The 23,519-nt window shown below is 39.2% G+C and carries 19 protein-coding genes and 1 rRNA gene; 15 read left to right on the top strand and 5 right to left on the bottom strand.

Going from position 1 to position 23,519, the window contains the following annotated elements; genetic code table 11:
- The first annotated feature begins 67 nt into the window (after positions 1–67).
- The 3 genes from ACIQAA_RS26870 (at position 68) to ACIQAA_RS26860 (ending at position 4,030) form a co-directional block, all read left to right on the top strand.
- The gene (locus tag ACIQAA_RS26870) at positions 68–1,333 is read left to right on the top strand and encodes a glycosyl hydrolase family 18 protein (RefSeq protein ID WP_402625895.1); all 1,266 of its coding nucleotides are present in this window, start codon (positions 68–70) and stop codon (positions 1,331–1,333) included.
- 135 nt (positions 1,334–1,468) lie between these two features.
- Positions 1,469–2,926, top strand: coding sequence for a D-alanyl-D-alanine carboxypeptidase/D-alanyl-D-alanine endopeptidase (gene dacB, locus ACIQAA_RS26865; protein WP_483874195.1), 1,458 nt, complete (start codon positions 1,469–1,471; stop codon positions 2,924–2,926).
- A gap of 69 nt (positions 2,927–2,995) precedes the next feature.
- Positions 2,996–4,030 carry an ADP-ribosylglycohydrolase family protein gene (locus ACIQAA_RS26860; protein ID WP_402625894.1) on the top strand — a complete coding sequence of 345 codons (1,035 nt, stop codon included), beginning with the start codon at positions 2,996–2,998 and terminating at the stop codon, positions 4,028–4,030.
- Positions 4,031–4,063: 33 nt separating this feature from the next.
- On the opposite strand, the gene ACIQAA_RS26855 is transcribed toward ACIQAA_RS26860, so the two are convergent.
- Entirely contained in the window at positions 4,064–4,546 is a 483-nt protein-coding gene (locus tag ACIQAA_RS26855) for an HIT family protein (protein WP_402625892.1), read from the bottom strand.
- A gap of 107 nt (positions 4,547–4,653) precedes the next feature.
- Here ACIQAA_RS26855 and ACIQAA_RS26850 point away from each other — a divergent pair, with 107 nt between their 5' ends.
- On the top strand, positions 4,654–5,490 hold the full coding sequence (locus tag ACIQAA_RS26850; RefSeq protein ID WP_402625890.1) for a deoxyribonuclease IV: 837 nt from the start codon (positions 4,654–4,656) through the stop codon (positions 5,488–5,490).
- A gap of 56 nt (positions 5,491–5,546) precedes the next feature.
- Positions 5,547–6,272, top strand: coding sequence for a CBS domain-containing protein (locus ACIQAA_RS26845; RefSeq protein ID WP_402625888.1), 726 nt, complete (start codon positions 5,547–5,549; stop codon positions 6,270–6,272).
- 166 nt (positions 6,273–6,438) lie between these two features.
- Here the strand turns inward: ACIQAA_RS26845 and ACIQAA_RS26840 are convergent, their stop codons facing one another.
- A complete protein-coding gene (locus ACIQAA_RS26840; RefSeq protein WP_402625886.1) occupies positions 6,439–7,182 on the bottom strand; it encodes a hypothetical protein in 744 nt (247 codons plus the stop codon).
- Between the two features lie 160 nt (positions 7,183–7,342).
- On the opposite strand from ACIQAA_RS26840, the gene ACIQAA_RS26835 reads away from it, so the two are divergent.
- Positions 7,343–10,294, top strand: coding sequence for a PD-(D/E)XK nuclease family protein (locus ACIQAA_RS26835; RefSeq protein WP_402625884.1), 2,952 nt, complete (start codon positions 7,343–7,345; stop codon positions 10,292–10,294).
- The gene (locus tag ACIQAA_RS26830; protein WP_402625882.1) at positions 10,287–13,487 is read left to right on the top strand and encodes a UvrD-helicase domain-containing protein; all 3,201 of its coding nucleotides are present in this window, start codon (positions 10,287–10,289) and stop codon (positions 13,485–13,487) included. Before ACIQAA_RS26835 ends, ACIQAA_RS26830 begins: the two co-directional genes overlap by 8 nt.
- Before the next feature lie 18 nt (positions 13,488–13,505).
- On the opposite strand, the gene ACIQAA_RS26825 is transcribed toward ACIQAA_RS26830, so the two are convergent.
- Together ACIQAA_RS26825 and ACIQAA_RS26820 are read right to left on the bottom strand one after the other, a co-directional pair.
- Positions 13,506–13,931: an acyl-CoA thioesterase gene (locus ACIQAA_RS26825; protein ID WP_402625880.1), complete on the bottom strand. Its 426-nt coding sequence runs from the start codon at positions 13,929–13,931 to the stop codon at positions 13,506–13,508.
- A 15-nt stretch (positions 13,932–13,946) separates the two neighbouring features.
- The gene (locus ACIQAA_RS26820) at positions 13,947–14,408 is read right to left on the bottom strand and encodes an SRPBCC family protein (RefSeq protein ID WP_402625878.1); all 462 of its coding nucleotides are present in this window, start codon (positions 14,406–14,408) and stop codon (positions 13,947–13,949) included.
- Positions 14,409–14,705: 297 nt separating this feature from the next.
- Between ACIQAA_RS26820 and ACIQAA_RS26815 the strand changes: the two genes are divergently transcribed.
- The 5 genes from ACIQAA_RS26815 to ACIQAA_RS26795 all read left to right on the top strand — a co-directional run bounded on the left by ACIQAA_RS26815 (position 14,706) and on the right by ACIQAA_RS26795 (position 21,225).
- On the top strand, positions 14,706–15,872 hold the full coding sequence (locus tag ACIQAA_RS26815; RefSeq protein ID WP_483874196.1) for a multidrug effflux MFS transporter: 1,167 nt from the start codon (positions 14,706–14,708) through the stop codon (positions 15,870–15,872).
- Between the two features lie 86 nt (positions 15,873–15,958).
- Complete coding sequence (locus tag ACIQAA_RS26810) at positions 15,959–16,603, top strand: SDR family oxidoreductase (protein WP_402625875.1); 645 nt, start codon at positions 15,959–15,961, stop codon at positions 16,601–16,603.
- A gap of 223 nt (positions 16,604–16,826) precedes the next feature.
- Positions 16,827–17,432 carry a DedA family protein gene (locus tag ACIQAA_RS26805; RefSeq protein ID WP_402625873.1) on the top strand — a complete coding sequence of 202 codons (606 nt, stop codon included), beginning with the start codon at positions 16,827–16,829 and terminating at the stop codon, positions 17,430–17,432.
- 46 nt (positions 17,433–17,478) lie between these two features.
- Complete coding sequence (gene cls / locus ACIQAA_RS26800; RefSeq protein WP_402625872.1) at positions 17,479–18,927, top strand: cardiolipin synthase; 1,449 nt, start codon at positions 17,479–17,481, stop codon at positions 18,925–18,927.
- 147 nt (positions 18,928–19,074) lie between these two features.
- A complete protein-coding gene (locus ACIQAA_RS26795) occupies positions 19,075–21,225 on the top strand; it encodes a sensor domain-containing protein (protein WP_402625870.1) in 2,151 nt (716 codons plus the stop codon).
- Between the two features lie 29 nt (positions 21,226–21,254).
- Here ACIQAA_RS26795 and ACIQAA_RS26790 read toward each other — a convergent pair whose 3' ends face one another.
- Complete coding sequence (locus ACIQAA_RS26790; RefSeq protein WP_402625868.1) at positions 21,255–21,563, bottom strand: hypothetical protein; 309 nt, start codon at positions 21,561–21,563, stop codon at positions 21,255–21,257.
- Positions 21,564–21,729: 166 nt separating this feature from the next.
- On the opposite strand from ACIQAA_RS26790, the gene ACIQAA_RS26785 reads away from it, so the two are divergent.
- From ACIQAA_RS26785 to ACIQAA_RS26775, 3 genes are all read left to right on the top strand, one after another.
- Positions 21,730–22,242, top strand: coding sequence for an SDR family NAD(P)-dependent oxidoreductase (locus tag ACIQAA_RS26785; protein ID WP_402625867.1), 513 nt, complete (start codon positions 21,730–21,732; stop codon positions 22,240–22,242).
- A 115-nt stretch (positions 22,243–22,357) separates the two neighbouring features.
- Positions 22,358–22,942, top strand: coding sequence for an undecaprenyl-diphosphatase (locus tag ACIQAA_RS26780; protein ID WP_402625865.1), 585 nt, complete (start codon positions 22,358–22,360; stop codon positions 22,940–22,942).
- Positions 22,943–23,350: 408 nt separating this feature from the next.
- Positions 23,351–23,519, top strand: a 16S ribosomal RNA gene (locus ACIQAA_RS26775); the annotation flags it as partial.

The raw sequence follows: 23,519 nt of genomic DNA, 5'->3' as shown, positions 1-23,519 counted from the left end.
TTCATACAAAGAGCAATATTCTAAGTGGTTTTCCCATATGATGTAGGTAAAAAGGAGTGTGAGTGGTATGAGTGTACATGTGGTTGGAGCGGGAGAGAGTCTGTGGACAATTTCAAATAGATATGGTGTTCCCATCCAAACGATTGTCGAGCTAAATGGACTGCCATCTGCCGGCGGGCTTGTACCAGGTCTTGCCTTGTATATTCCGGACAACCAACTGCCAATCCGCTCCTATCAAATAAAAACGGGTGATCAAATTCGGGTATTAGCCCAGAGGTTTAGAACGGATATTTCGACGATCTTAGCGGCCAATCCTGGTGTAAAACCGAATCAGCTTTTCGTTGGACAAATGATCCATATTCCCTCACCGATAAAATTAGAAATAGCGACATTAGGGTTTATCGTGCCATCAGGGGAGAGTGCTGTTTTATCGATTTTAGATTCGCTCGCCGGACAATTAACGTATTTAGCGGTGGTAGCTTATTCATTTACAACCGAGGGTTACGCCTATAACCTGATTGAGGATTCAGCCATAGTGGCGAGGAGTAAGCAATTGAATATCACGCCGCTATTGATGATTCGTAATTTTACAGGAGTTGATTTTAGCGCTGAGCTTGCCGGTCATGTCCTAGCCAATCCAGTATATCGCAGGAATTTGGTTCAGAGCATTGTGAATTTGACCAAGCAGAGAGGGTTTGGCGGGGTTAGCATTGATTTTGAATTTATTCCTCCTCCACAGCGTAATGATTTTAATGTATTTTTAAGAGATTTAAAGAATGCTTTGGGAGAGTTAATACTCCATGTAAATGTACATGCGAAAACAGAAGATATTCCAACAAATCGGATTATTGGAGCGTACGATTATGCAGCCATAGGGACCATTGCCGACTTTGTTGCCGTGATGACAATTGATTATGGATACCCAGGCGGACCGCCGGATCCGATTGCTCCCATTTGGTGGATGGAGCAGGTCGTTCAATACTCTATCACCCAAATCAATCCTCGAAAACTACAAATTGCACTGCCGCTTTATGGCTATGACAAGGTAGTTGGGACGAACGTTACACGTGCAATGTCAGTTGTTTCAGCCCAAAACCAAGCCATTTCAACAGGATCGCCGATTCAATTCGACCAGCGCTCCATGTCTCCATGGTATCGGCATTGGAGTGCGGGGGCAGAACAGGTCGTTTGGTTTGAAGATATTAGAAGTTTTATAGAAAAATATCGGTTAATCGATGTGTACCAGCTGTCAGGGACGACTTTTTGGCAGATAAGCCTGCCGACGCCACAGAATTGGGCTTATTTGAGTAAGAATATTGCCGTGATGAAATAAGGTAATTTGTCTTTTGTGGGCAATCGTGGATATATTTCTATTAACGCCGATATGGCAAAATTTTCTCTCAGAGAAGTGGAAAAAGTTTGTTTTTTGGGAAGACTTTATGAAAAAAGAGAAAGTTGGAAAAGGATTTTGCTGAAAAGATTGAATTTGATCATTCTAATTATTTTTATAGCTGCTTTATTACCACAAACTCATCCAGCACTCGCGGACGATAATCTAACTCAACAGTTAAATCAGTTATTAAATGAAGAACCCCACTTACAAGGGGCCATTGCCGGAGTTAGTATACGCTCGGCAGCCACGGGTGAAGTCATTTATGATCATTTAGGAGATGTCCGCCTGCGGCCTGCTTCGAATTTGAAACTATTAACGGCTGCCACAGCGTTGTCTGTTTTAGGTGAAGACTACACCTTCAAAACGGAGTTACTGGCAGACGGTGAAGTAAAAAAGAAGACACTACAAGGTAACCTCTATTTAAAAGGAAAGGGCGACCCTACACTCCTAAAGGAAGACTTCGATAAAATAGTAGCTGAACTTAAGAAACTGGGTATAAAAAAGGTCGCAGGTAATGTAATCGGCGATGATACCTGGTATGACGATGTTCGCTATTCAGCCGATTTACCGTGGAGTGATGAACAAACCTATTATGGTGCGCAAATTTCAGCACTTACCGCATCACCAACAAAAGAATATGACTCTGGTTCTATTTTGCTTCAGGTAAAACCCAGCAGCAGCGAAGGATCTAAGGCGGAGGTAACTGTAACTCCCAATACTGACTTTGTGAAAATTATCAATCAAACCGAAACGGTACCGGAAGATGGAAAAAAGGAACTTACTTTTGAGCGGGAACACGCAAAAAATGTCATTACGATAACCGGCACTTTACCTGTCAAATCCAAGCCCGAAAAGGAATGGATGGGAGTCTGGGAACCGACCAAATTTGCTTTAGCACTTTTTAAACAGTCACTTTCAGAACAAGGCATTCAAGTATCGGGAAAAACGAAAACAGGTATCACACCAGAAACGGCTAGGATACTACATACCCACAGCTCGATAAAGCTTTCAGAATTACTTGTCCCGTTTATGAAACTAAGCAACAACGGTCACGCCGAAACCTTGGTAAAAGAAATGGGGAAAGTGGTGAAAGGAGAGGGCAGCTGGGAAAAGGGTTTAGAGGTAATGGAAACGGAGCTGCCTAAATTCGGAATTAATACGAAAACATTGGTCCTGAGGGATGGCTCTGGAATTTCGCATATTAATTTAGTCCCAGCCTCTCAACTATCTCAATTGTTATATACAGTTCAACAGCAAAAGTGGTATCCTGCCTTTCTACATTCGCTGCCAATCGCAGGTGCAAGTGAAAAATTGGAAGGCGGTACCTTACGAAGCCGGATGAAAGGTCCAGAGGTAAAAGGGAAAGTAATCGCAAAAACGGGAACCATCTCTACCGTTAGCACCATTTCAGGTTATGTTACAACAAAGAGTGGACAAACATTAATATTCTCAATCTTGTTAAATAATCTATTGGATGACGCAAAAGGCAAGAAAATAGAAGATCAACTGATTTCGATATTAGTCAATCAATAATGAGTTGTAATCATTTCGATACAACTCTTTTTTTTCTGTTAAAATATAGGAATAAAAGGGGGGACCCATATGATAACACGTAATGACCGGAGTAGAGGCTGCCTAATTGGCGGTGCGATTGGTGACGCGCTGGGATGGCCAGTGGAATTTATGAGACTGGATGAGATCAAACGGAAATTCGGTCTACAAGGCATCACGAATCTTGTAAAAGGCAGAAGTAATCTCGTAGAAATCACGGATGATACCCAAATGACGATTTTTACAGCGGAAGGGATTCTACGGGCAGAGAATAGAGGAAGAAACAAAGGTATCGTCGATATTCCGTCGGTGATCCATCGAAGCTATCTGCGCTGGCTTGATACGCAAGGAGTGGGTAGTGACGTTGAAAAGGATGGCTGGATCCATTCAATCGAAGGTTTACATACAAGGAGAGCGCCGGGTAATACCTGCTTAGACGCGTTGATGTCCGGGAAAATGGGATCCATGGAAGAACCCCTCAACAATAGCATAGGCTGCGGCGGTGTAATGCGGACCGCACCTGTTGGTTTAGTTAATAAGAAAGAAGAGGCCTTCAGGCTAGGCTTTGAAAGTGCGGCGATTACACATGGACATCCGAGCGGCTACCTTTCTGCAGGAGCTCTGAGTTTTATCATTGCAGCGATCTTGGAGGGAGTAGACTTAGAGACGTCAATAGAACAATCATTAGAAGAGTTAAAAATATACCCATCTAGTGAGGAATGCAGTGAGCTTATTCAAAAAGCAATCGCCTTAGCAAAATCAAACACTCCAAACAATCAAGCTATCGAAAGTCTAGGTGAAGGCTGGTTAGGGGAGGAAGCGCTGGCGATTTCCATCTATTGCGTTTTAAAATATCAAACTGATTTTGAAAAAGCTGTAATTACGGCTGTTAATCATAATGGCGACAGCGATAGTACAGGAGCGATTACTGGAAATATTATAGGGGCATATCTTGGTATCGAGGCTATACCACAAAATTGGGTTAGCGAAGTAGAGTTATCAAAAGACTTGGCGCAGCTCGCTGATGATTTGGTTAAGAACTATGAAAATAGCGAACAATGGCACCAAAAGTACCCTGGATGGTAAGGAAAAAACAGACTTTTCGAAAGTCTGTTTTTTCTAATTTAATGTCTTTTTTAAGGCTTCAATCGCCTTCAAAACCTTTTGATTATTATCTTCCGAATTCCAATGATTTCTCGCATGAAGCAGAACAGGGCGAACAGATTCAACGGACCCGCCAAACTCATTCATCCAATCATATCGAGGGACCATCCATGTGTGAAAATGATGAGTAGTATCTTCATTATAAAAGTAGTAAACATAATCAATACCTAACACTTCGCGCTGCGCTTTTCTGATTGCCGTCATACTATTTATGTAATCTAGTCGTTCTTCATCCGTCAGTTCATCCAAGCATTTTATATGTCTTTTCGAAGCCAATATGACTAACCCTTCAATTGGATAGGCAACATCCTGATGTGCATGGAAATGCTCTGTCTCGAAAATCACGCCGCCATCTGGCTCAATCAATCCACTAGTTAACGCGCAGCTTAAACATTCCACTTCTACCGTTTTCCCGTTTGATAATGTTATTTTTCTCATCTTTTTCCCCTCCCACAAGTATCCTGAATTATCTTACAACAACCATTGTAATAAGAATAGTTTAAACTCATTATGCAAAATCTAACACTAAAAAACGGTGGGATACAATGATTTTTGGCTGTCATGTAAGTATTAGGAATGGATATTCAGGAGCGGCAAAACGAGCGGTATCTTTCGGAGCAGCCGCATTTCAATATTTTCCGAAAAACCCGCGAAGTCTTTCAGTAAAGGACTTTGACCGAGGGGATGCCGCAAGCTGTAAAGAGTTTTGTCAGGAGCAAAAGATCGTTTCAGTTGCACACACTCCATACTCTACGAGTTTAACCCCTTCAGAGGATAAAAAGGAATTAACGATTCGCTCGCTGTTAAATGACCTAGAAATAGCGGACGCATGCGGCTCAGTTGGTGTAGTTGTTCATTTTGGGAGTCAAATCAGTAAAACCGACCCGCTTGCCAGTTATCATTTAATGCTTGAAATGCTTAATTCTGTCCTTAGTCAATGGAACGGTGATTGTTTACTTTTAATTGAAAATAACGCTGGAACAAAAGGGGCTCTTGGAACAACCTTTGAAGAATTAGTGCAGGTGCGAAACCTGGCTGAGTATCCGGAGAAAATCGGTTTTTGTCTCGACACCTGTCATATGTTTGCAAGTGGACTTTGGGATGGGGAAAATACCAGAGAATTTTTTGCCAAAGGTCAAGAATTGGCTTATTTTGAACACCTGCAAATCATACATTTAAACAATTCTAAGTATCCAACTGGATCCAAAAAGGATCGTCATGCGAATATTTTTCAAAATGGTTTAATCAGGGAAGAATCTCTTCAGGGTATGGTTACCTCCCCGATTATTAAGCATATTCCTTTTATATTAGAAACACCTGATGATGAAGGGATTTCTCACAAGGAAGAAATTAGCCAGCTATATCTAAATTGGGATGGTTAAAATTCGCAATAATTATATAATTAAAGAAATAAGTAAACATATTGGCAGGGATAGAGATGAAACAAATGAAAAAAGGACAAATCCTATCAGAACGTTTTGAGGTGGCCTTTAATCAAGTGCATGATGCGATGAAGGACATAGTCAAAATTAATGATGATAGATTTGTAGAATTGGTGAAGGTTGGAGCAAAGAAATATCAAATCATCGACACGTTTAAAAAAGATTTGGAACAATATGCAAAGCTCCGTAATGCCATTGTCCACGAAAAAATGCAAGTCGGCTATTATATCGCGGAACCGAATGCTAAAGTGGTGGAGCATATAGAGAAAATCGCCAATGTCTTTAACCGTCCAAATTATGCTTTGACGATTGCAACAAAAAATGTTCTGTACTTTGACTATAACGATAGTATCCTAAAAGTGACGGAAGCGATTCGTCAGTATAATTATTCCAAATTTCCGGTTTATAAAAATAAAGAATTTGCAGGCCTTTTGACAGCAAGCTCGATTGTAAAATGGATGGCACAGAACATGGTAAGCTCTTCCGTAAATTTAGACGATACACATATATACGATATTATGAAATGCGAAAAAGACCACCCAGTCGACTTTGTCGCGAAATGCACGAATATCTTCGATGTGGAAACGATTTATGAAAAATCTCATAAGGTAAAAAAGAAATTAGAAGCGGTCATTATTACTGAAAACGGAAAAAAGGATGAGGCGCCTCTCGGAATTATCACTCCGTGGGACTTGATTGAGATTGATTATACCGTTGATTAAAATGAAAGGAGCATACCAAATACGGTATGCTCCTTTGACTTTTATTGTCCAGCTTCAGCGCCTAGGGGCTCGGGGTCATAAGCCAATCCGTCAAGAAGGTAAAGAACGACCTTCTCGTCGGCTCGTCTTATGCCTGTCGCCCCTGAACAAGGCGCTTACGCTTTTCTTATTGCATATCGTCAAAATTAAACTCACTTAATTGATCCATATGGCTGGCAATCATTGCGATAATGGTGCTTGCCTCTTCTTTACTGAAAATAAAATGAGATTCGTCTTTGATTAATTCATCATCTGTGGTCCAAATTCGGTTTACTCTTCTCAGAACACCGTCACCGGTTTCTGGAACAACACCAAATTGATACGTCACTTCGACCTCATCCTCATGTTTGAAGGCCGTTACCTCCGGTGTATTCCATTCCACATCAATCTCTTCAAAAATATCATCTTCATTTACCTGCTGTGCTTCATAATACTCATCATCATCATCATCGTCATCAACCTCGACCATTTCATAATAGTCGTCACTGTCTTCATACACTTCGTCCGAAGTAAGATAGACACCGTCATCGGTGTAATGATCATCATCGTTCATATAATCATGAAGACTAGCGTGTACTTCATCGATGATTTCTTCTATGTCCGAAAGGATGATTTTAGCAGTATGCCCACTGTCAACATCAAAGGTATCGATGTAAAATTCTTCGTTTTGAGGATCAAAGAACAATGTGCAAAAATAGTCTCTATCGACATCTTCTGTATGAACATCTTCCGTTTCTACAAAAAATTCGATCCTCGGGTGTTTGGCAGCTCTCTCTATTGACATTTGACCAACCTGCTCATACTCTTCACAGATAGATTCCAGGTGATCCTGAAGCTCGCCACAAACTCTGTCAAACCATTCTAACGACATTAACATCCCATCCTTTCAAGGTAATCGTGGTTATTATCTCCAACAAGTTCCGTTTAATCCATGCACTTTTGTAAATTCATGGATATGTATGTCTTCATCAAATCGAATAGTGATATAATGTGTCCAAGTAATCAAAATGGTCCGTCAATGGAGGGGTAAAATGCAATCGTTAGTCCATGAACTAAACCAAATCTGTACTCAATACCTCTTTAAGGAAAAAATCGTCATTGTGGATTCTTTCGCAATTGGAGAGCAAATCAATGAAGCTTTCATTAAAGAGGGGCATCGGGGAATTAATCTAAAGTTTAAGACTGTACATAATCTGGCCCATAATCTAGTGGAAATACATTCAGACCAGCCCATAAAAGTTTTAGATATGACAGTTGGCGTTCATTTAACCTATACGGTATTGAAGGAATTAAAAAATCAGGGATCCCTTCGTTATTTTTCAGAAATGGAGATTACTCCTTCTTTTAGTTATGCCATCTTTTCGACCCTTCAAAGCCTGCGGCTGGCAGGTTACGAGGCACGAACACTGATAAGGGATGCTTTTCTTGCCCCTGAAAAAGCGGATGATCTAGTCCATATCTTATCCCAATATGAAAAAATGCTTGTTAACAACCAATTCACTGATTACGCTTCCATGCTGATGAAAGCCATACCATTTGCCAAAAAGGATGAAAATGCAGTTTTTATTTTACAATCGAATTTGCAGCTGACACATCTTGAGGAGCAGTTTCTTAGTAAAATTCTTCCGGAAGGAACGGTTAAACTGCCGCTTGCACCGGTCCTAGGGGTCAATATCCCGGAAAGGTCTAGTTTATCATCGATAGCCTGGGGTGAGCCAACACCGTTAAGCTGCCTGTATCAGCTTGATGAAGCAGGGGAAGGGACCGTAAATCTAGATGTTTTTACTTCAAAAACAGAGGAGATGGAAGTAAAACATGTCTTAGAAAGTATAAAATCCTTGAAAACACCACTTGATGAAAGCGCGGTTTTTTATACAAATACAGAAGCTTACATTACACCATTTTACCACCTAGCACAAAAGCTGGATATACCGATAACCTTTGGGGAAGGGCTGCCTGTTTCCTTTAGCCGTCCTGGGCGGTTAGTGTCTGGTTTGTTAACTTGGATTCATTCTAATTATAGTGTTCAAACTATTATCGACTTACTCAATGAAGGGTTAATCACCCTTGATGATGAAGCACCATCTAAAACCAAAATCGTTAGAGTTCTTCGCGATTTACAAGTCGGCTGGTCGAAGGAGCGGTACCTAACACAGCTTGAAACCGAAATAAAACGATTAGCTGAAAAGGAGGAAGATGCGGCAGCTCGAATAAATGAATTGAACTGGTTATATCAGTGGTTTACTCAGATGTTTAAGAAGCTGCCGGACTTTGACCGAAACTTGAATTATAGAAGGTGTTTAACGGGCATTGCCTATTTTGTAAAGAATTATAGTAAAAGCAGTTCGGCGCTCGATGAAATTACAAAAACAACCCTTTTGGAGGAAATCGAAAAAGTACTTCCATATGCGGACGAAGAGCTATCAAGGCATGATGCCATGGGAAAAATCCATGATCTGCTGCTAACAATAAGCGTAAATCAGTCGCGTCCAAAGCCCGGACATTTACATATCACTTCCTACAAAAAAGGTGTATATAACAGCAGACCAAATGTATTTATCTTAGGACTCGACAACCGTAAGTTTCCAGGAGATTCAGGAGAAGATCCATTGCTGCTGGATACAGAGCGTATCGCACTAGGAAATAAGCTGGCATTACTTCGTGAAAAAGGTCAGGAAAACCTCTATACACTCTTGCAGGTGTTAGCGCATTCAAGAGGTAAGGTAACGGTTAGCTATTGTGATTTTTCCATCAATGATAACCGCGTTATGAACCCTGCTCATGTAATTTTACAATGCTATCGAATGATGACGAGAAATAAAGATGCTGATTTCAAAGAATTAAAGTCTCAGGTTTCCAGACTTGTTTCAAGTGAGATTTTTGAGGATAAAGACTTTTGGAATGAAAAATTAATTCAAGATCAACCCTCAAAAGTCAACGAAGGGATTCTTAACCATTTTCAGAATGTTAAAGACGGTCTTTCGGCAGAAAGTGCTCGTTTTTCACAAGGTTATTCCGAATATGACGGTTTCATTCAATTGGATGTTGAACAATATGACCCGCGCATTAATCAGGAAAAAACATTGAGTGCAGGAAAACTCGAGACACTGGCAAAATGTCCGTATTCTTACTTCCTAAAGGAAGTATTAAGGGTGAGGCCAATCGAAGAGGTTTCCTATGACGCAAATAAATGGCTGGACCCGGCAGCGCGGGGCAGCCTGTTGCATAGCATTTTTGAAACATTTTATAAAGAAATTACCCAACAAAATGTTAAACCAACCTATGCCATCCATTATGAAAAAATCACGGCAATCGCTGTTAATCTCATTGAAAAAGAAAAAGAACTTTTGCCGCCGCCAAATGACAGGGTGTATCAGCGGGAAATGAATGATATTTTGGCATGCTGCGATATTTTCCTAAAAGAAGAAGAGGCTCATGGAGAGCATTACAATCCACTCCATTTTGAATATTCATTTGGCATTGGGGACCAAGAACCGGCGATTATTACTCTGCCTTCAGGAGAAATAAAGATTTCAGGAATCATTGACCGTGTCGATCAATCCCTTGATGGCCGGTATCATATCATCGATTACAAAACGGGAAGTACGTATGGTTATGAAAAAAATAAAGCCTTTAAAGGCGGGCGTCAGCTTCAGCATCTGATTTATGCTTTAGCGATTGAACAGCATTTAAATTTGGGTGACAGTGCAGTCGAGGAAAGTTCTTATTACTTCCCAACAATGAAGGGAATGGCACAGCGATTTACCAGGGTGCAGGACGCAGCTTTGAGGACCAATGGTTTAGATATTTTGCAAAAGCTGGTTGACGTAATCAAACATGGTCATTTTGAGATGACAGAGGATGAAAATGATTGTAAGTTTTGTGAATACAAGCTGGTTTGCCGCCGTCACTTCTATGATAAAGACGCCCTTGAAAAAAAGCAGTCTAATCAGAGGTTAAAGGGGGTTCGTGCATATGACTAAAACAATTATTGATCAAGAAGCAAGGGATAAAATCAAATACGTGCTGCAAACGAATTTCCTAGTCGAAGCCGGCGCAGGCTCTGGTAAAACGACGAGCCTAGTAGACCGAATGGTAAACCTCATTATGACGGGAACAGCAGAAATCGAAGAAATTGTCGCGATTACTTTTACGAGAAAAGCGGCGGATGAACTAAAAGTGCGCTTTCAATCGAAATTAGAAGAAGCTTGGAAAAAAGAAAGGGATCTTGATATCATATTCCGGTTATCAGAGGCACTTCAAAATATTGAACGCTGCTTTCTAGGAACGGTTCATTCCTTTTGTGCCAAGCTGCTCCGTGAACGGCCGATTGAAGCCAATTTGGATTTAACCTTTAAGGAACTTGAAGAGTCCGATGATTTAGAGCTTTTGGAAGAAGCGTGGCAGAGGTATTTACAAGATATTATGGATGAAAAGCCCTATCTTTTTGACCAAATCCATGAATTGGGATTAAGTGTAGATCAAATCTTCCCATGGGCAGGAAAATTAAAGGAATATTCCGATGTTGACTGGGTGACAGAAAGTGTTAGTAAACCTGATTTTACAGCAGATTTTCAATCCTTCATGAAGCTTATAAAAGAAGCAAAGAAATCAATACCAGATCCAGAGCCTGCAAAAGGGTATGATTCCTTACAAAAGGCCATCATCATGGGAATTCAAAAAGAAAGATTGGTGGATGTCAGCAAAGAAAAGAACATGATTAACATTTTTGAATTGTTTAATAAAAGCTTAAAGCCTACATTAAACCGCTGGCATTCGAAAGAAGATGCCAAGTTTTACGAAGAAAAAATAGGTTCATTTTTCGAGGTGTCAATTAAGCCATTACTTCAAGCCTGGAAGGAATATTGCCATCCATTTATCGTGGCTTTTATTAAAGAAGCTTTAATAGCTTATGAAGCCTTAAAAAAGGAACGCTCATTATTAAATTTTCAGGATTTAATGATGCATACTTCACAGTTGTTAAAGAAGAACCCTGAAGTAAGAAGCTATTTTCAAGAAAAATATCGCTTCCTGCTCGTCGATGAATTTCAAGACACGGACCCGCTTCAGGCTGAAATTATGTTTTACCTAACGAGTGAGAATCCAAGAGAACAAATATGGACGAAGTGCAAACCGAGGGCAGGCTCGCTATTCGTGGTGGGTGACCCGAAACAAGCGATTTATCGGTTCCGTCGAGCGGATATTGATACCTACAACCGTGTGAAACAGTTAATGGAAGAACATGACGGAGTGGTCCTGCAGTTAACCACAAATTTCAGATCGGTAAACAGGGTAACCGAAGAGTTAAATATTGTTTTTGAAAAGCATTTACCAGCAGTCGAAACCCTGCATCAAGCAGCTTATCGCCCATTAATTGCCCACCACATCGACGAGGGCAGAGGATTTACGGGAATCAAACGTTTAAGTGTGCCTGCTGATTTCAGTAAGAAAGATGAAGTTATTTTAAAGGATGCAGAAAATATTGCAATCACCATTCAATCTTTGCTTAAGAAAGGGTATCGAGCAAAGGATTTTATGGTACTGACACGGTACAATGATGGCGTTGCGCTATATGCAAAAATGATTGAATCACTTGATATTCCCGTTAGTATTTCGGGAGAGGTCATCCTTGGTGAAACAAGAGAGTTCCAAGATTTATGGATACTATTGAAATCCTTTTTAGACCCTGCTGATGAAGTGAGTTTTGCTGCCGTTCTTCGTGGTATTTTCTTCGGGATGAGTGATCAAGAGCTGTATGAATGGAAGCAGGCGAAGGGCAGGTTCTCTATCTATAGCGAGATTCCAGAGGACCTTTCACCAGCCATTAAGGAGAAATTCAAAAACGCATTGACGATATTAAAATTATGTCAACAGAGAATTCGTCAGTTATCTCCCACTGCGGCGATTGAAAGTATTATGGAGGAAGCAGGCTTTTATCCCTTGCTGTTAAAAAACGGACGGAATAAACGTTCTTATAAAAGCATGTTGCAAATGATGGAGGCACTGCGTAAACAGGAGGGCGCGGGGAACACAAACTACAAACAAATATTCGATTCTCTAACAAAATTGCTTTTTGAAAAAACTGCAGTGGCCAATATGGAGGAAGAGGCTGACGCGGTTCGGATCATGAATGTTCACAAAGCAAAGGGACTTGAGGCACCGATTGTTTTCTTGGCTCATCCGGCTAAACAAGTGAATCCAGAGTCCTTCTTATCACAGCATATTAAGCGAGAAGATTATTCTTCCAAAGGATACTTTACCTTTACCGCAAAGAATGGCTTTCAGGAAAAGGAAATCGCTGTTCCTCTTAACTGGGAGACGTATAAAGCAGAGGAACTGATTTACCTTACAGAAGAAGAACTGCGGATTATTTACGTTGCCGCAACCCGCGCAGAAAAAGCACTTGTGATTAGTTCCAATGGAAGCAATAAGAAAAACCCATGGAATGTCCTATTTGAAATCGAAAACATGGAAGAGTTGGAGGTTCCTAAAATAGAGGTGGAGGTAAAGGCTGCAGTCAATGAAATCACATTTGCCGAATACCAAGCAAAAACAGTCAATAGGCTTGCCTGGCTTGAGCTAAGCAAAGTGAAATCCTTTGAACACTGGACACCAACGAAGGATAAGGATTTTTCAGATGTATTCGAGATTGAACGGGAAGCGGGCGGAGGAAAAGAGTGGGGAACCCTTATTCATGATGTATTTGAAAAAGCAGTTCTAGGCTATGATGCTGCCAAGTACATCAAATCGGCATTAAGCAGCCATAACATTCCTGCCTCAAGGGAAGATGAAGTGTTAAATTATCTTACCAACTTACGTACTTCTGAATTATGGGATGAAATCCAAACTGCCGATGAAGTGTTGGCGGAAGTTCCCTTCACGTTAAAAGTAGAAAAAAAGGATTCCCTTTACGCTCTTATAACAAAGAATCCAGAAGTAAAACAACCTTTCTATGTAAAAGGAATTATCGATCTCATTTACAAAAAGAATGGCGATTGGAAAATTGTTGATTACAAGACAGACCACGCAAAAAGGAAAGAAGATTATGAGAAGCTGCAAGCTTTTTATAGCACACAGCTGTCCTTCTATAAACAAGCATGGGAAGAAATAACGAAGGAAAAAGTGAAGAGTGAAAGTCTATACTTTCTTGAACCGAATATGTTGGTGAATGATTAATAAAAAAATTCCTCATTTTTACAATGGGGAATTTTTTTGATAGTCTAGCTCGAATTGTTCGATTCGGTCTCGTACAAAATCAGGAACGGGGCAGGGTTTCATGGTTTCGTGGTTAACGCTAACGTAAATAATTTCAGCCAGGAGTACCGGCTCGATTTCATCTTCTCGCGTAATGATAAAATTCATAGTCAAGCTTTTGTTGCCTACTCTTTCCACCCTGCACCAGATGGTGAGCCAGTCATTTAAGAAGGCTGATCGTTTATACTCGAGTGTCGATTTTGCTAGCACAAAATCAAACTGTTCATCGTGTTGAAGAAGCTGCTGGAAATATTCTGTGACGGCTACATCAATATATGTTAAGTAATGTGAATTAAAAACAATCTTTTGCCCATCAATTTCCGAATAACGCACCTTTAATCGATGTGAGAAACGATAATCTACCATTCTAGGCTCCTTTCTTTATTTCACTAAAGCACTTTCCTCTTCGGCTAATTCCTTAACCCTTTCTACAAACTTAACTACCGTCTTATCACTGGCAAACCATAAGAATAATTTAAAGATCGCTTTTAATGGTTTATTCGTGGTTGTATATTTAAAACGTGTTTTTTGTTCATTTATTTTTGTTACTTCATAGGCGGCTGTAATTTCAAATATGTTAGCTAAGGTAAATCCAACCTTCATTTTCTTGAATTCGGGAGTATTCAAATATTCTAATGTTTCAACATCATACTCTTCAATCCGTTTACCTTCTTTATACTGCTGACGATAGATTGTTCCAACACCTTCTTCTGTCACTTTCACGGGTGTATTTCCAACGACTTGCGGCATAATTTTTTGCATCTTTTCTAGCGAACCATCAAACAAATCCCAAATCTTTTCAATAGGAGCATTAATTTCAATTTCTTTAGTCCATTCTTTCATCAACGAACACCTCTTCTATATAATTATTTTAAATTTTTCGAAAAAATAACATGTTTAATTAATATTCTATTTATTCGCCAAAAATCCTTTCAGCTTGCTCTCTTGTTTTCATGCTTACCTTTTGGGTTGAAAAAAATTTTAGTTTCTAAGTTTAATCATTTGATTTATCGTATCAATAATTAGAAAATTAAAAACAAATGAAACAGCGAAGGGGATGAAACAACTTTGGGTTCTTCTTTAGATAATTCAATCGGAAATCCAGGAACGATTACACGTTCCAAGCGATTATGGATTGCCATGGTGCTAGGTTCTTTAGCAGCCTTCGCTCCATTATCCATTGATATGTATTTACCCGCTTTACCCATATTAGCAGATTACTTTCATACGAGCCCGTCTTTTATTCAACTTAGTCTGACGTTTTTCCTGCTGGGGCTATCGTTAGGTCAGCTGTTTGCGGGACCAATCAGTGATATTAATGGGAGAAGGAAACCGCTCTTAATTGGTTTGATTATCTATACTGTCGTATCGTTCTTATGTGTATTTAGTCCTTCGATTTGGACATTTATTCTGCTGCGTTTTGTACAAGGGCTGGCGGGTTCAGTAGGGATGGTGGTATCGAGGGCGATTGTGCGCGATTTATACGCTGGAACGGAATTAACCAGATTCTTTGCGCTTCTATCTTTAGTAAACGGCGCTGCGCCGATTTTAGCTCCAGTGGCTGGTGCACAGCTTCTCAAGTACGTTCCGTGGCAAGGTGTATTCATTGTCCTAGGCGTAATCGGATGTGCGATGTTTATCGTTGTCCTTTTCGGTTTACATGAAACACTACCCAATGAGAGGCGATTACGCGGAGGACTCAAAACATCCCTCCTGACCTTTAGAAAACTAATCTTTGATCCTAGTTTTATTGGCTATGCCTTTTCACAAGGGCTCGTTACTGGTGCAATGTTTGCCTACATATCAGGTTCCCCCTTTGTGGTGCAGGACATATATGGGGCTTCGCCGCAAATTTTCAGTTTGATTTTTGCTATTAATGGGTTAGGAATAATGATTGCCAGCCAGACAACGGGCAGATTAGCCGGAAGGATCCAAGAGTCAAAGCTATTAAACTTTGGATTAGGAATGTCCTTTTTCGGCAGTGTTACGTTGCTCATTCTTCTTTTGGTCCAGGCTGATTTATGGATGATATTGATTCCATTATTTCTGGTGGTATCGAGTGTTGGTATTGTCAATACAGCCGGATTTTCTCTCGCCATGCAAAAGCAAGGTAAAAATGCAGGCAGTGCCTCAGCACTCCTTGGTGTACTTTCCTTTGCATTTGGTGGTATAACTTCTCCTTTAGTTGGCATAGGAGGAGAAGAATCGGCAATTCCAATGGGGCTGGTCATCTTACTCTCCTCAATGGGTGCAGTAATTTCTTATATTCTTCTTATACTTAGAAGAACTAGACAAAAAGACGCCTAATCGTTTACCCTGCCATTATAGATATTTGAATAAGTTGTTTTCACAATGAAATAATAGTCTTAAACGACGTAAGGAGTTAACATACGATGAACGTACTAGTGGTTGGGGCTAATGGGCAGGTAGGGAAACTTCTAGTAAATATGCTCAGAAACAGTCAAGAACATACAGTCAAAGCGATGGTTAGAAAGGAAGAACAAGCTGAGGCTTTTAGGAAAATGGAAATCGAAGTAGCTGTCGCCTGTTTAGAACAAAGTGTCGAAGATATTGCTCAGGCTGCAAGGGGTTGTAACGCGATCGTATTCGCTGCGGGCTCTGGCAGGAATACGGGTTATGATAAAACACTGTTAATTGACCTTGATGGGGCTGTAAAAACAATTGAAGCTGCGGAAAAAGTCGGAATTAAACGCTTCATAATGGTTAGCGCCATTCAGGCACATAGACGAGAAAACTGGCATGAGAAAATGCTTCCTTATTATGCAGCAAAATACTATGCAGACAAAATGCTTGAAAAAAGCGAATTAACCTACACGATTATTCGGCCAGGCGGGCTATTGAGTGAGCCGGGAACCGAGATGATTACTGCTGCTAGTGATATTAGAAGCGGGAAGATACCACGTGAGGATGTTGCAAAAACCATTATCCATTCACTAACAGAAGAAAATACATATTACCAGTCATTTGACCTCGTTTCTGGAGAAGTTCCTATTGAAAAAGCTTTAAAGGTCCTTTAGACAAAGACTCTAAACGAGGTAAACAAATTATTTCTGCGTTAACCAAATATATTGGCATAAACACTAAAGCATTTGAACGCTCAAATGCTTTTTTTCGTTGGAAATTGGTTTTAATTTGAGCTGCAAAAAATATAGTAATTAGAAGAAGACGACCTAATTTGAAACTTTTCTGCTCGCTAACCGTAAAACAATAAACGTTATTTTTCAATCAATGGAGGGTATTATGGAGTTATGGATTAAAGAGTTTATCGAACAATATGGGTACTGGGGAGTGTTTCTCCTTATTGCACTTGAAAATATATTCCCTCCTATCCCGTCGGAAGTGATTCTTACATTCGGAGGTTATATGACAGCACAAACCAACCTGACGGTTCAAGGGGTTATTGCCACTTCAACATTAGGTTCAGTTTTTGGTGCTATCATTCTTTATCAACTAGGGGCTGTTTTAAATGTAAATAAATTAGAAAAAGTTGTTGAACGTTATGGGCGATTCCTTCGTTTAACAAAAGAGGACCTCTATCGTGCTGATGCCTGGTTTGACAAATATGGAATTTGGACGGTCTTTTTCTGCCGTTTCATCCCGCTGATTCGCAGCCTCATTTCAATCCCCGCAGGAATGGCTAGAATGAACTTTTGGCTTTTCATTAGTTTTACAACATTAGGTACTATTCTTTGGAATACGTTGTTGATAAATCTAGGGGCACGAGTAGGGGAAAATTGGGAAGTTATCGGGGAGAGAATGGACCAATATTCCAATTATTTATATCTCATTTTCGCCATTCTTCTTATTGTCATTATCGGATGGAAGAAAAAAAGAAGAAGATACTAGTAAAACTAGCTAGAGTAAATTTATGTCGGTTGAGAGGGTTTTTGCCATGAATATTACGTCTATATTATTAGGTTTACTGCTGGTATTGAATATCATGTTGGCCCTCATTGTCATTTTTCAAGAAAGAAGGGACGTTGGTTCTACGTGGGCCTGGTTGTTAGTTCTATTTTTTATTCCAATCCTGGGGTTTGTGATGTACCTATTATTGGGACAAAATTTAAGTCGAAAACGGCTTTTCCAATGGGATGATCTCAAAAAGACAGGTTTTGAAAAAGCATTAGATACGCAATTGACCAAACTTCGTCTGAATCAATTCTATTACCGCAATGATGTCACAAGGGATAACCATGACTTGATTTACATGCATATGATTAATAATCAAGCCATCTTAACGGAGGACAATGCTGTTGAGATTTTTACAGACGGTAAAGGAAAATTTGATCAGTTATTTAAAGATATAAAAGCAGCTAGGAATTATATTCATATCCAATATTACATTATTAAAAATGATAATCTGGGCAAAAAGTTAATCGAGGCTTTGACTGTAAAAGCAAGGCAAGGGGTAAAGGTTCGTATCCTTTATGATGAATTAGGTTCGCGCAGCTTGCCGAAAAGATCATTTAAAGAATTTCGAAAAGCTGGAGGTCAAGTGGAGGTCTTTTTCCCATCTAAACTTCGGTTTATTAATCTCAGAATGAATTATCGGAACCACCGAAAATTAGTGATTATTGATGGGAAAATTGGCTATGTCGGCGGTTTCAATGTTGGCGATGAATACTTGGGGCTGAATAAAAAATTTGGCTATTGGCGGGATACCCATTTACGGATTCAAGGAACCGCCGTTTATGCTCTCCAGACCCGTTTTATCCTGGACTGGAATCAAGCCTCAGATGACCATGATGTTGACTACGTTCCAAATCTATACCCTGAGGATATTTCTCATGGAAATATTGGAATACAGATTGTAACCAGCGGACCTGATTCCGAGTTTCAACAAATTAAGAATGGCTATATAAAAATGATTATGTCCGCAAAGAAATCGATCTATATCCAAACGCCTTACTTTATACCCGATACAAGTTTATTAGACTCCCTTCGAATTGCCTGCTTATCCGGAGTGGAAGTCAATATTATGATTCCTGATAAACCTGATCACCTATTTGTCTACTGGGCAACGCTATCACATGTTAGTGAATTATTAAAAGTTGGTGCAAAGGTTTATATTTATAGAAATGGCTTTATCCACGCAAAAATGATCGTGGTTGATGAAGAGATTGCATCAGTTGGCACCGCCAATATTGACTACCGGAGCTTTAGACTCAATTTTGAAGTTAATGCCTTTTTATATGATGAAGGAGTTTCTAGAAAACTAACGGAAACGTTTAAAGAGGATATAAAGGTATCGTTGTTGCTAACGTACGAAGGTTACCAGAAACGTTCTTTGGAGGTCCGGCTAAAAGAATCTGTCTCTCGATTACTTTCACCAATCTTATAAATATACATTCAACGTTTAATAGTATTCGTTAGCCTATCCCAACAGGGGTAGGTTGTTTTAATTTCTTATTATTCTTTTTAGAATTTCTTTATTATATGTTTTTTTGGAAATAGTAATAGTAAATGTATTTTAGAGGATTATCAATCGATGGAGGAAATAACCTTAGGGGTGGGGCTTGCAATTGAAATAGCTTTGATCATCGCTACTATTTTGATCATTTCTTCCCATCTTCGAAAAAATTCTAGAAATAATACTAACACTCAACTAAATGAACAATATTATAAATCTCTATTTGAAGAAAATCCAGATGCCATTTTCATTTTTGATTTAAATGGAAAATTTGTTGTGGCAAACAAGGCTGTTTCACTTTATGGATATAATGTTGAAGAATTACTTGATAAACCATTTGCAGGCTTCATTTTTCCTGATGACTTAGAAAGAGTGACAGCGCACTTTATAGTGGCGGTAGAAGGAAAGGCCACCAATTACGAATGTTGCATTTTTGATAAACAAGGGCTTCAAAGGGAGATTAGTGTAACCAATATACCTATTTTTGTAAATGAGGATATTCATGGTGTTTACACCATCATAAAAGATATAACTGAGCATAAAAAAGCACAAAACGACTTAGTAGAGGCTGAAGCTAAATATCGAAGCCTAATAGAAAACTCTTTAGTAGGGGTTTATATCATTCAGGATGAAAAATTGGTATATGTGAATCCAAGACTTTGTGAAATGTCTGGATATAAATGTGAAGAGTTAGTAGGTTTACATGTTACCGATTTTATTTATCCGGAGGATTTGCCGCTAGTAAATGAAAATATTCGTAAACGGATTAATAATGAAATAGGTACGATGAAGTATGAATATCGAGCAATTAGAAAGGATAAAAGTGTCATTACATTTGAATTATATGGTTCAAAGATTGACTATAATGGCAGGGAGGCAATCATTGGAACCGTTATTGATATCACAGAGCGAAAAAACACCGAAAAAATGATTAAGCACATGGCTTATCATGACCAGCTAACAGATTTGCCAAATCGGTATTTATTACGGGAAAAACTAAATGAAGCGATAATAGATTCAAGACAAAACGACTGTTATTTCGCTCTGCTTTTTCTAGATTTGGATCGATTCAAGGCTATAAATGATACGATGGGACATGAAGTCGGTGATAAAGTATTAATTGAAATCGCGGAACGACTGAAAGCCTGTGTTCATGAAAACGATATCATTTCAAGGTATGGAGGGGACGAATTTTCCATTCTCCTGCCTGATTCTGGAGAACAAAGAGCGAGTGAAGTCGCAGGTCAAATCATAACCAAATTATCTCTGCCATTAACCTTTCAGCATCATGAATTATTGGTTACCCCTAGTATAGGAATTGCCGTTTTTCCTACTCACGGTGAAAGCTTTGATACGTTAATAAAAAATGCTGATTTAGCCATGTATCATGCCAAAAGCGTAGGAAGAAATAATTTTCAATTCTTTAATGAGGAGTTAAATAAAAATGCTCAGCATGAATTAGATATGGAGGTAAATTTACGGAAAGCGTTAGATCAGAATCAATTTGTGTTATTCTATCAGCCGCAGGTTAACTTAGAAACCAATCAGATTTCTGGTGCGGAAGCATTAATACGATTGATACATCCTGAAAAGGGAATTATTCCTCCTGCTTCTTTTATTCCTTTAGCGGAAGAGACTGGGTTGATTATTCCAATGGGTGAGTGGGCAATCCGAACGGCCTGCCAACAAAATCAAAAGTGGCAGGAAGCAGGCTTGTCACCTTTAACTGTTTCAGTAAATATATCAGCCAAACAGTTCTTCCAATCAAATTTAGTGGAAATAGTAGAATCTGCCTTAAGTGAGACGGGGCTCCATCCAAATTATTTAGAATTGGAAATCACGGAAAGTATTACGATGGATGTTGAACGTTCGATCACAACACTATTGGAATTACAGACAATTGGGGTCAAGGTTAGTATAGATGATTTTGGAATAGGATATAGCTCTCTAAATTATCTAAAGAGGCTGCCGATCGATAAGCTAAAAATCGACCAATCATTTATACGTGAATGCCCTGATGACATTAACAGTAATACCCTTGTAAGGACGATCATTATCATGGCTCATCTTCTAAAACTGAAGGTCATAGCGGAGGGAGTCGAAACAAAGGAACAAGTATCCTTTCTTCTTGGGCAGGGTTGTAAGGAGGTGCAGGGGTATTTTTTCAGTAAACCCCTTCCGGTAACAGAATTTGAAACGAACTATCTGCAAAAACGCTTGAAAAAATAGCTCCAAGCGTTTTTGGTGATTTATTTGGTTTAACGTTTTAAACGGCTTAGCACCCGTTCTTCAAATTCTGCTTGATCTATATCTAATCCAATCACTTCATTTCGAAAGGACTTAAAACGTCCATTCTCCACCTCAAGTGTGAAATATCCTCTAGAACTTGAAAGGTTAATATCGCCGATAATATTTTTCCTTCTGGCAGGGTCAAACAAATTCACTAAATTAGGATTGCTTGGATGAGGCTTGAATCGACAGCCCTGTTCCACACAAACTCTTACAATATTCCGTACCTTTGGATTCGTAATGCTTTCAACCTTTTTTATTACTTCCTCGTTAGCCATCGGTGTGATTCTCCTTTCCATTCTTCAAACAGTATGCTGCTCCTAAAGGAATTATGCATCGATACAAAAGCAGGTGGTATGTGGTGTGATTTCCTACTAATGTCCCAACATAGTGCATTAAGACAACTAGTAATATAGAGTGATAAATAAAAATTGGAGGAACTTAATGAATACTATTTTGATTACGGGCGCATCATCCGGTATTGGACGAGCAACAGCATTATATTTTGCAAAGAAAGGTTGGAATGTAATTGCAGGAATGCGTTCTCCGGAGAATGATACAGAGTTAAAGGACATTCAAAATATATTGGCATCCAAATTTGCTGTTGAAGGTTTTTCCGAGGCATTATCTTATGAATTGGCACCTCAAAACATCATTGTTAAATTAATTGAACCTGGTGCAGTAAATACTGCTTTTGGGAGAAGACCCACAGACTTCTACTTTGATGATAAATTAGAAGTTTATAATCAATATCGTGGTCAGGTCATGCAGGCACTTGGTAAATTGAAAGCGGAAATGCTGTCTCCAGAGAAAGTAGCGGAAGTGGTTTATCTGGCAGCAACAAATGGATCCAACCAACTCCGTTACGTGGTGGGAGAAGATGCAAAAGCATTAATAAATCTCCGTGAAAAATCAGGCGATGAAGGGTTTATTAAGCAAATCTCACAAATGTTTTAGATATATTTTTAAACCTTACAAATGTGTAAGGCAAATGTAAGAAAAGGAAATTTTTTGATAAAGGGTAATTGTCTTATACTCCTCTTATAGAAAAAATGAGGAGGAGGTTTTTGTTATGAATGAGAATATATTTAGGCTGATTAATGATTTAGGTAAAGAATATACAATTGTTAATCCTGCTGTTGTATTTATCGCGGAATATACCGTTATTTTCTTAGCAGTAGCAGTTCTTATTTTCTGGTTTACTCGGGTAAACCACCTTAGAATCATGGTGATTTGTGGCTCCTTTACATTTGTTATCGCAGAAATATTTGGAAAGATAGCTGGAAAAATTCATTCGAATTCCCAACCGTTTGCTGAACTGCCCAACGTTAATCAATTAATTGAAAAAGCGGTCGATAATTCATTTCCCAGTGACCACACCATATTGTTTTTTTCATTTTGTATGACATTTTGGCTATTTAGAGGTGCTAAAGGAGCCATTTGGATACTGATTGCCTTGCTTGTTGGCATTTCCCGTATTTGGGTCGGCGTCCACTACCCAGCCGATATCTTAGTTGGGGCAATGATTAGTATCGTTACAGCGTTTATGGTCTTTCGTATTGTTCCTAAATTAGGTATCGTTCAAAAATTACTGAGGATTTATGAAAAAGGTGAATCCTTTGTCCTGCCATTAAAAAAAGACAATTATCATGGGTGAATATAATATAGAAGAAACCTGCTTAAGTCACCATTTAAGCAGGTTTTACTTCTTTATGAATGAGGATAACTCCAATTCCATAAAATGTGGATTGATAAGTAAAGATGAATAATAATGATAAGAAACAGGGACAGTTCCTTTCCATCCCGAATGAGGTATTGGAAGAAATTTCACATTGAACCGTTCTTGATACGATGTTATTATAAGAAAGTTCCTTCGTCGAGTGATCAACAACATGAGGAATTTGAAAAATGTGTTGACTCATGTGAAGTGAATATGATAAGATATTTTTTGTCGCTAAAACAAGTGACACATTGTTCTTTGAAAACTAAACAAACAAGAACGTCAACAAAAAATATTAGTTTCTTCTATAGAAACTAGCCAACGTAACAAATGAGCTAATCAACTTTCTTGGAGAGTTTGATCCTGGCTCAGGACGAACGCTGGCGGCGTGCCTAATACATGCAAGTCGAGCGAATCAGAAGGTGCTTGCACCTTTTGGTTAGCGGCGGACGGGTGAGTAACACGTGGGCAACCTGCCTGTAAGACTGGGATAACTTCGGGAAACCGGAGCTAA

The sequence above is a fragment of the Neobacillus sp. NPDC093182 genome, assembly GCF_044754045.1.
Note: the sequence above shows the minus strand (reverse complement) of the source record. Positions and strands in the feature narration are given on the sequence as shown.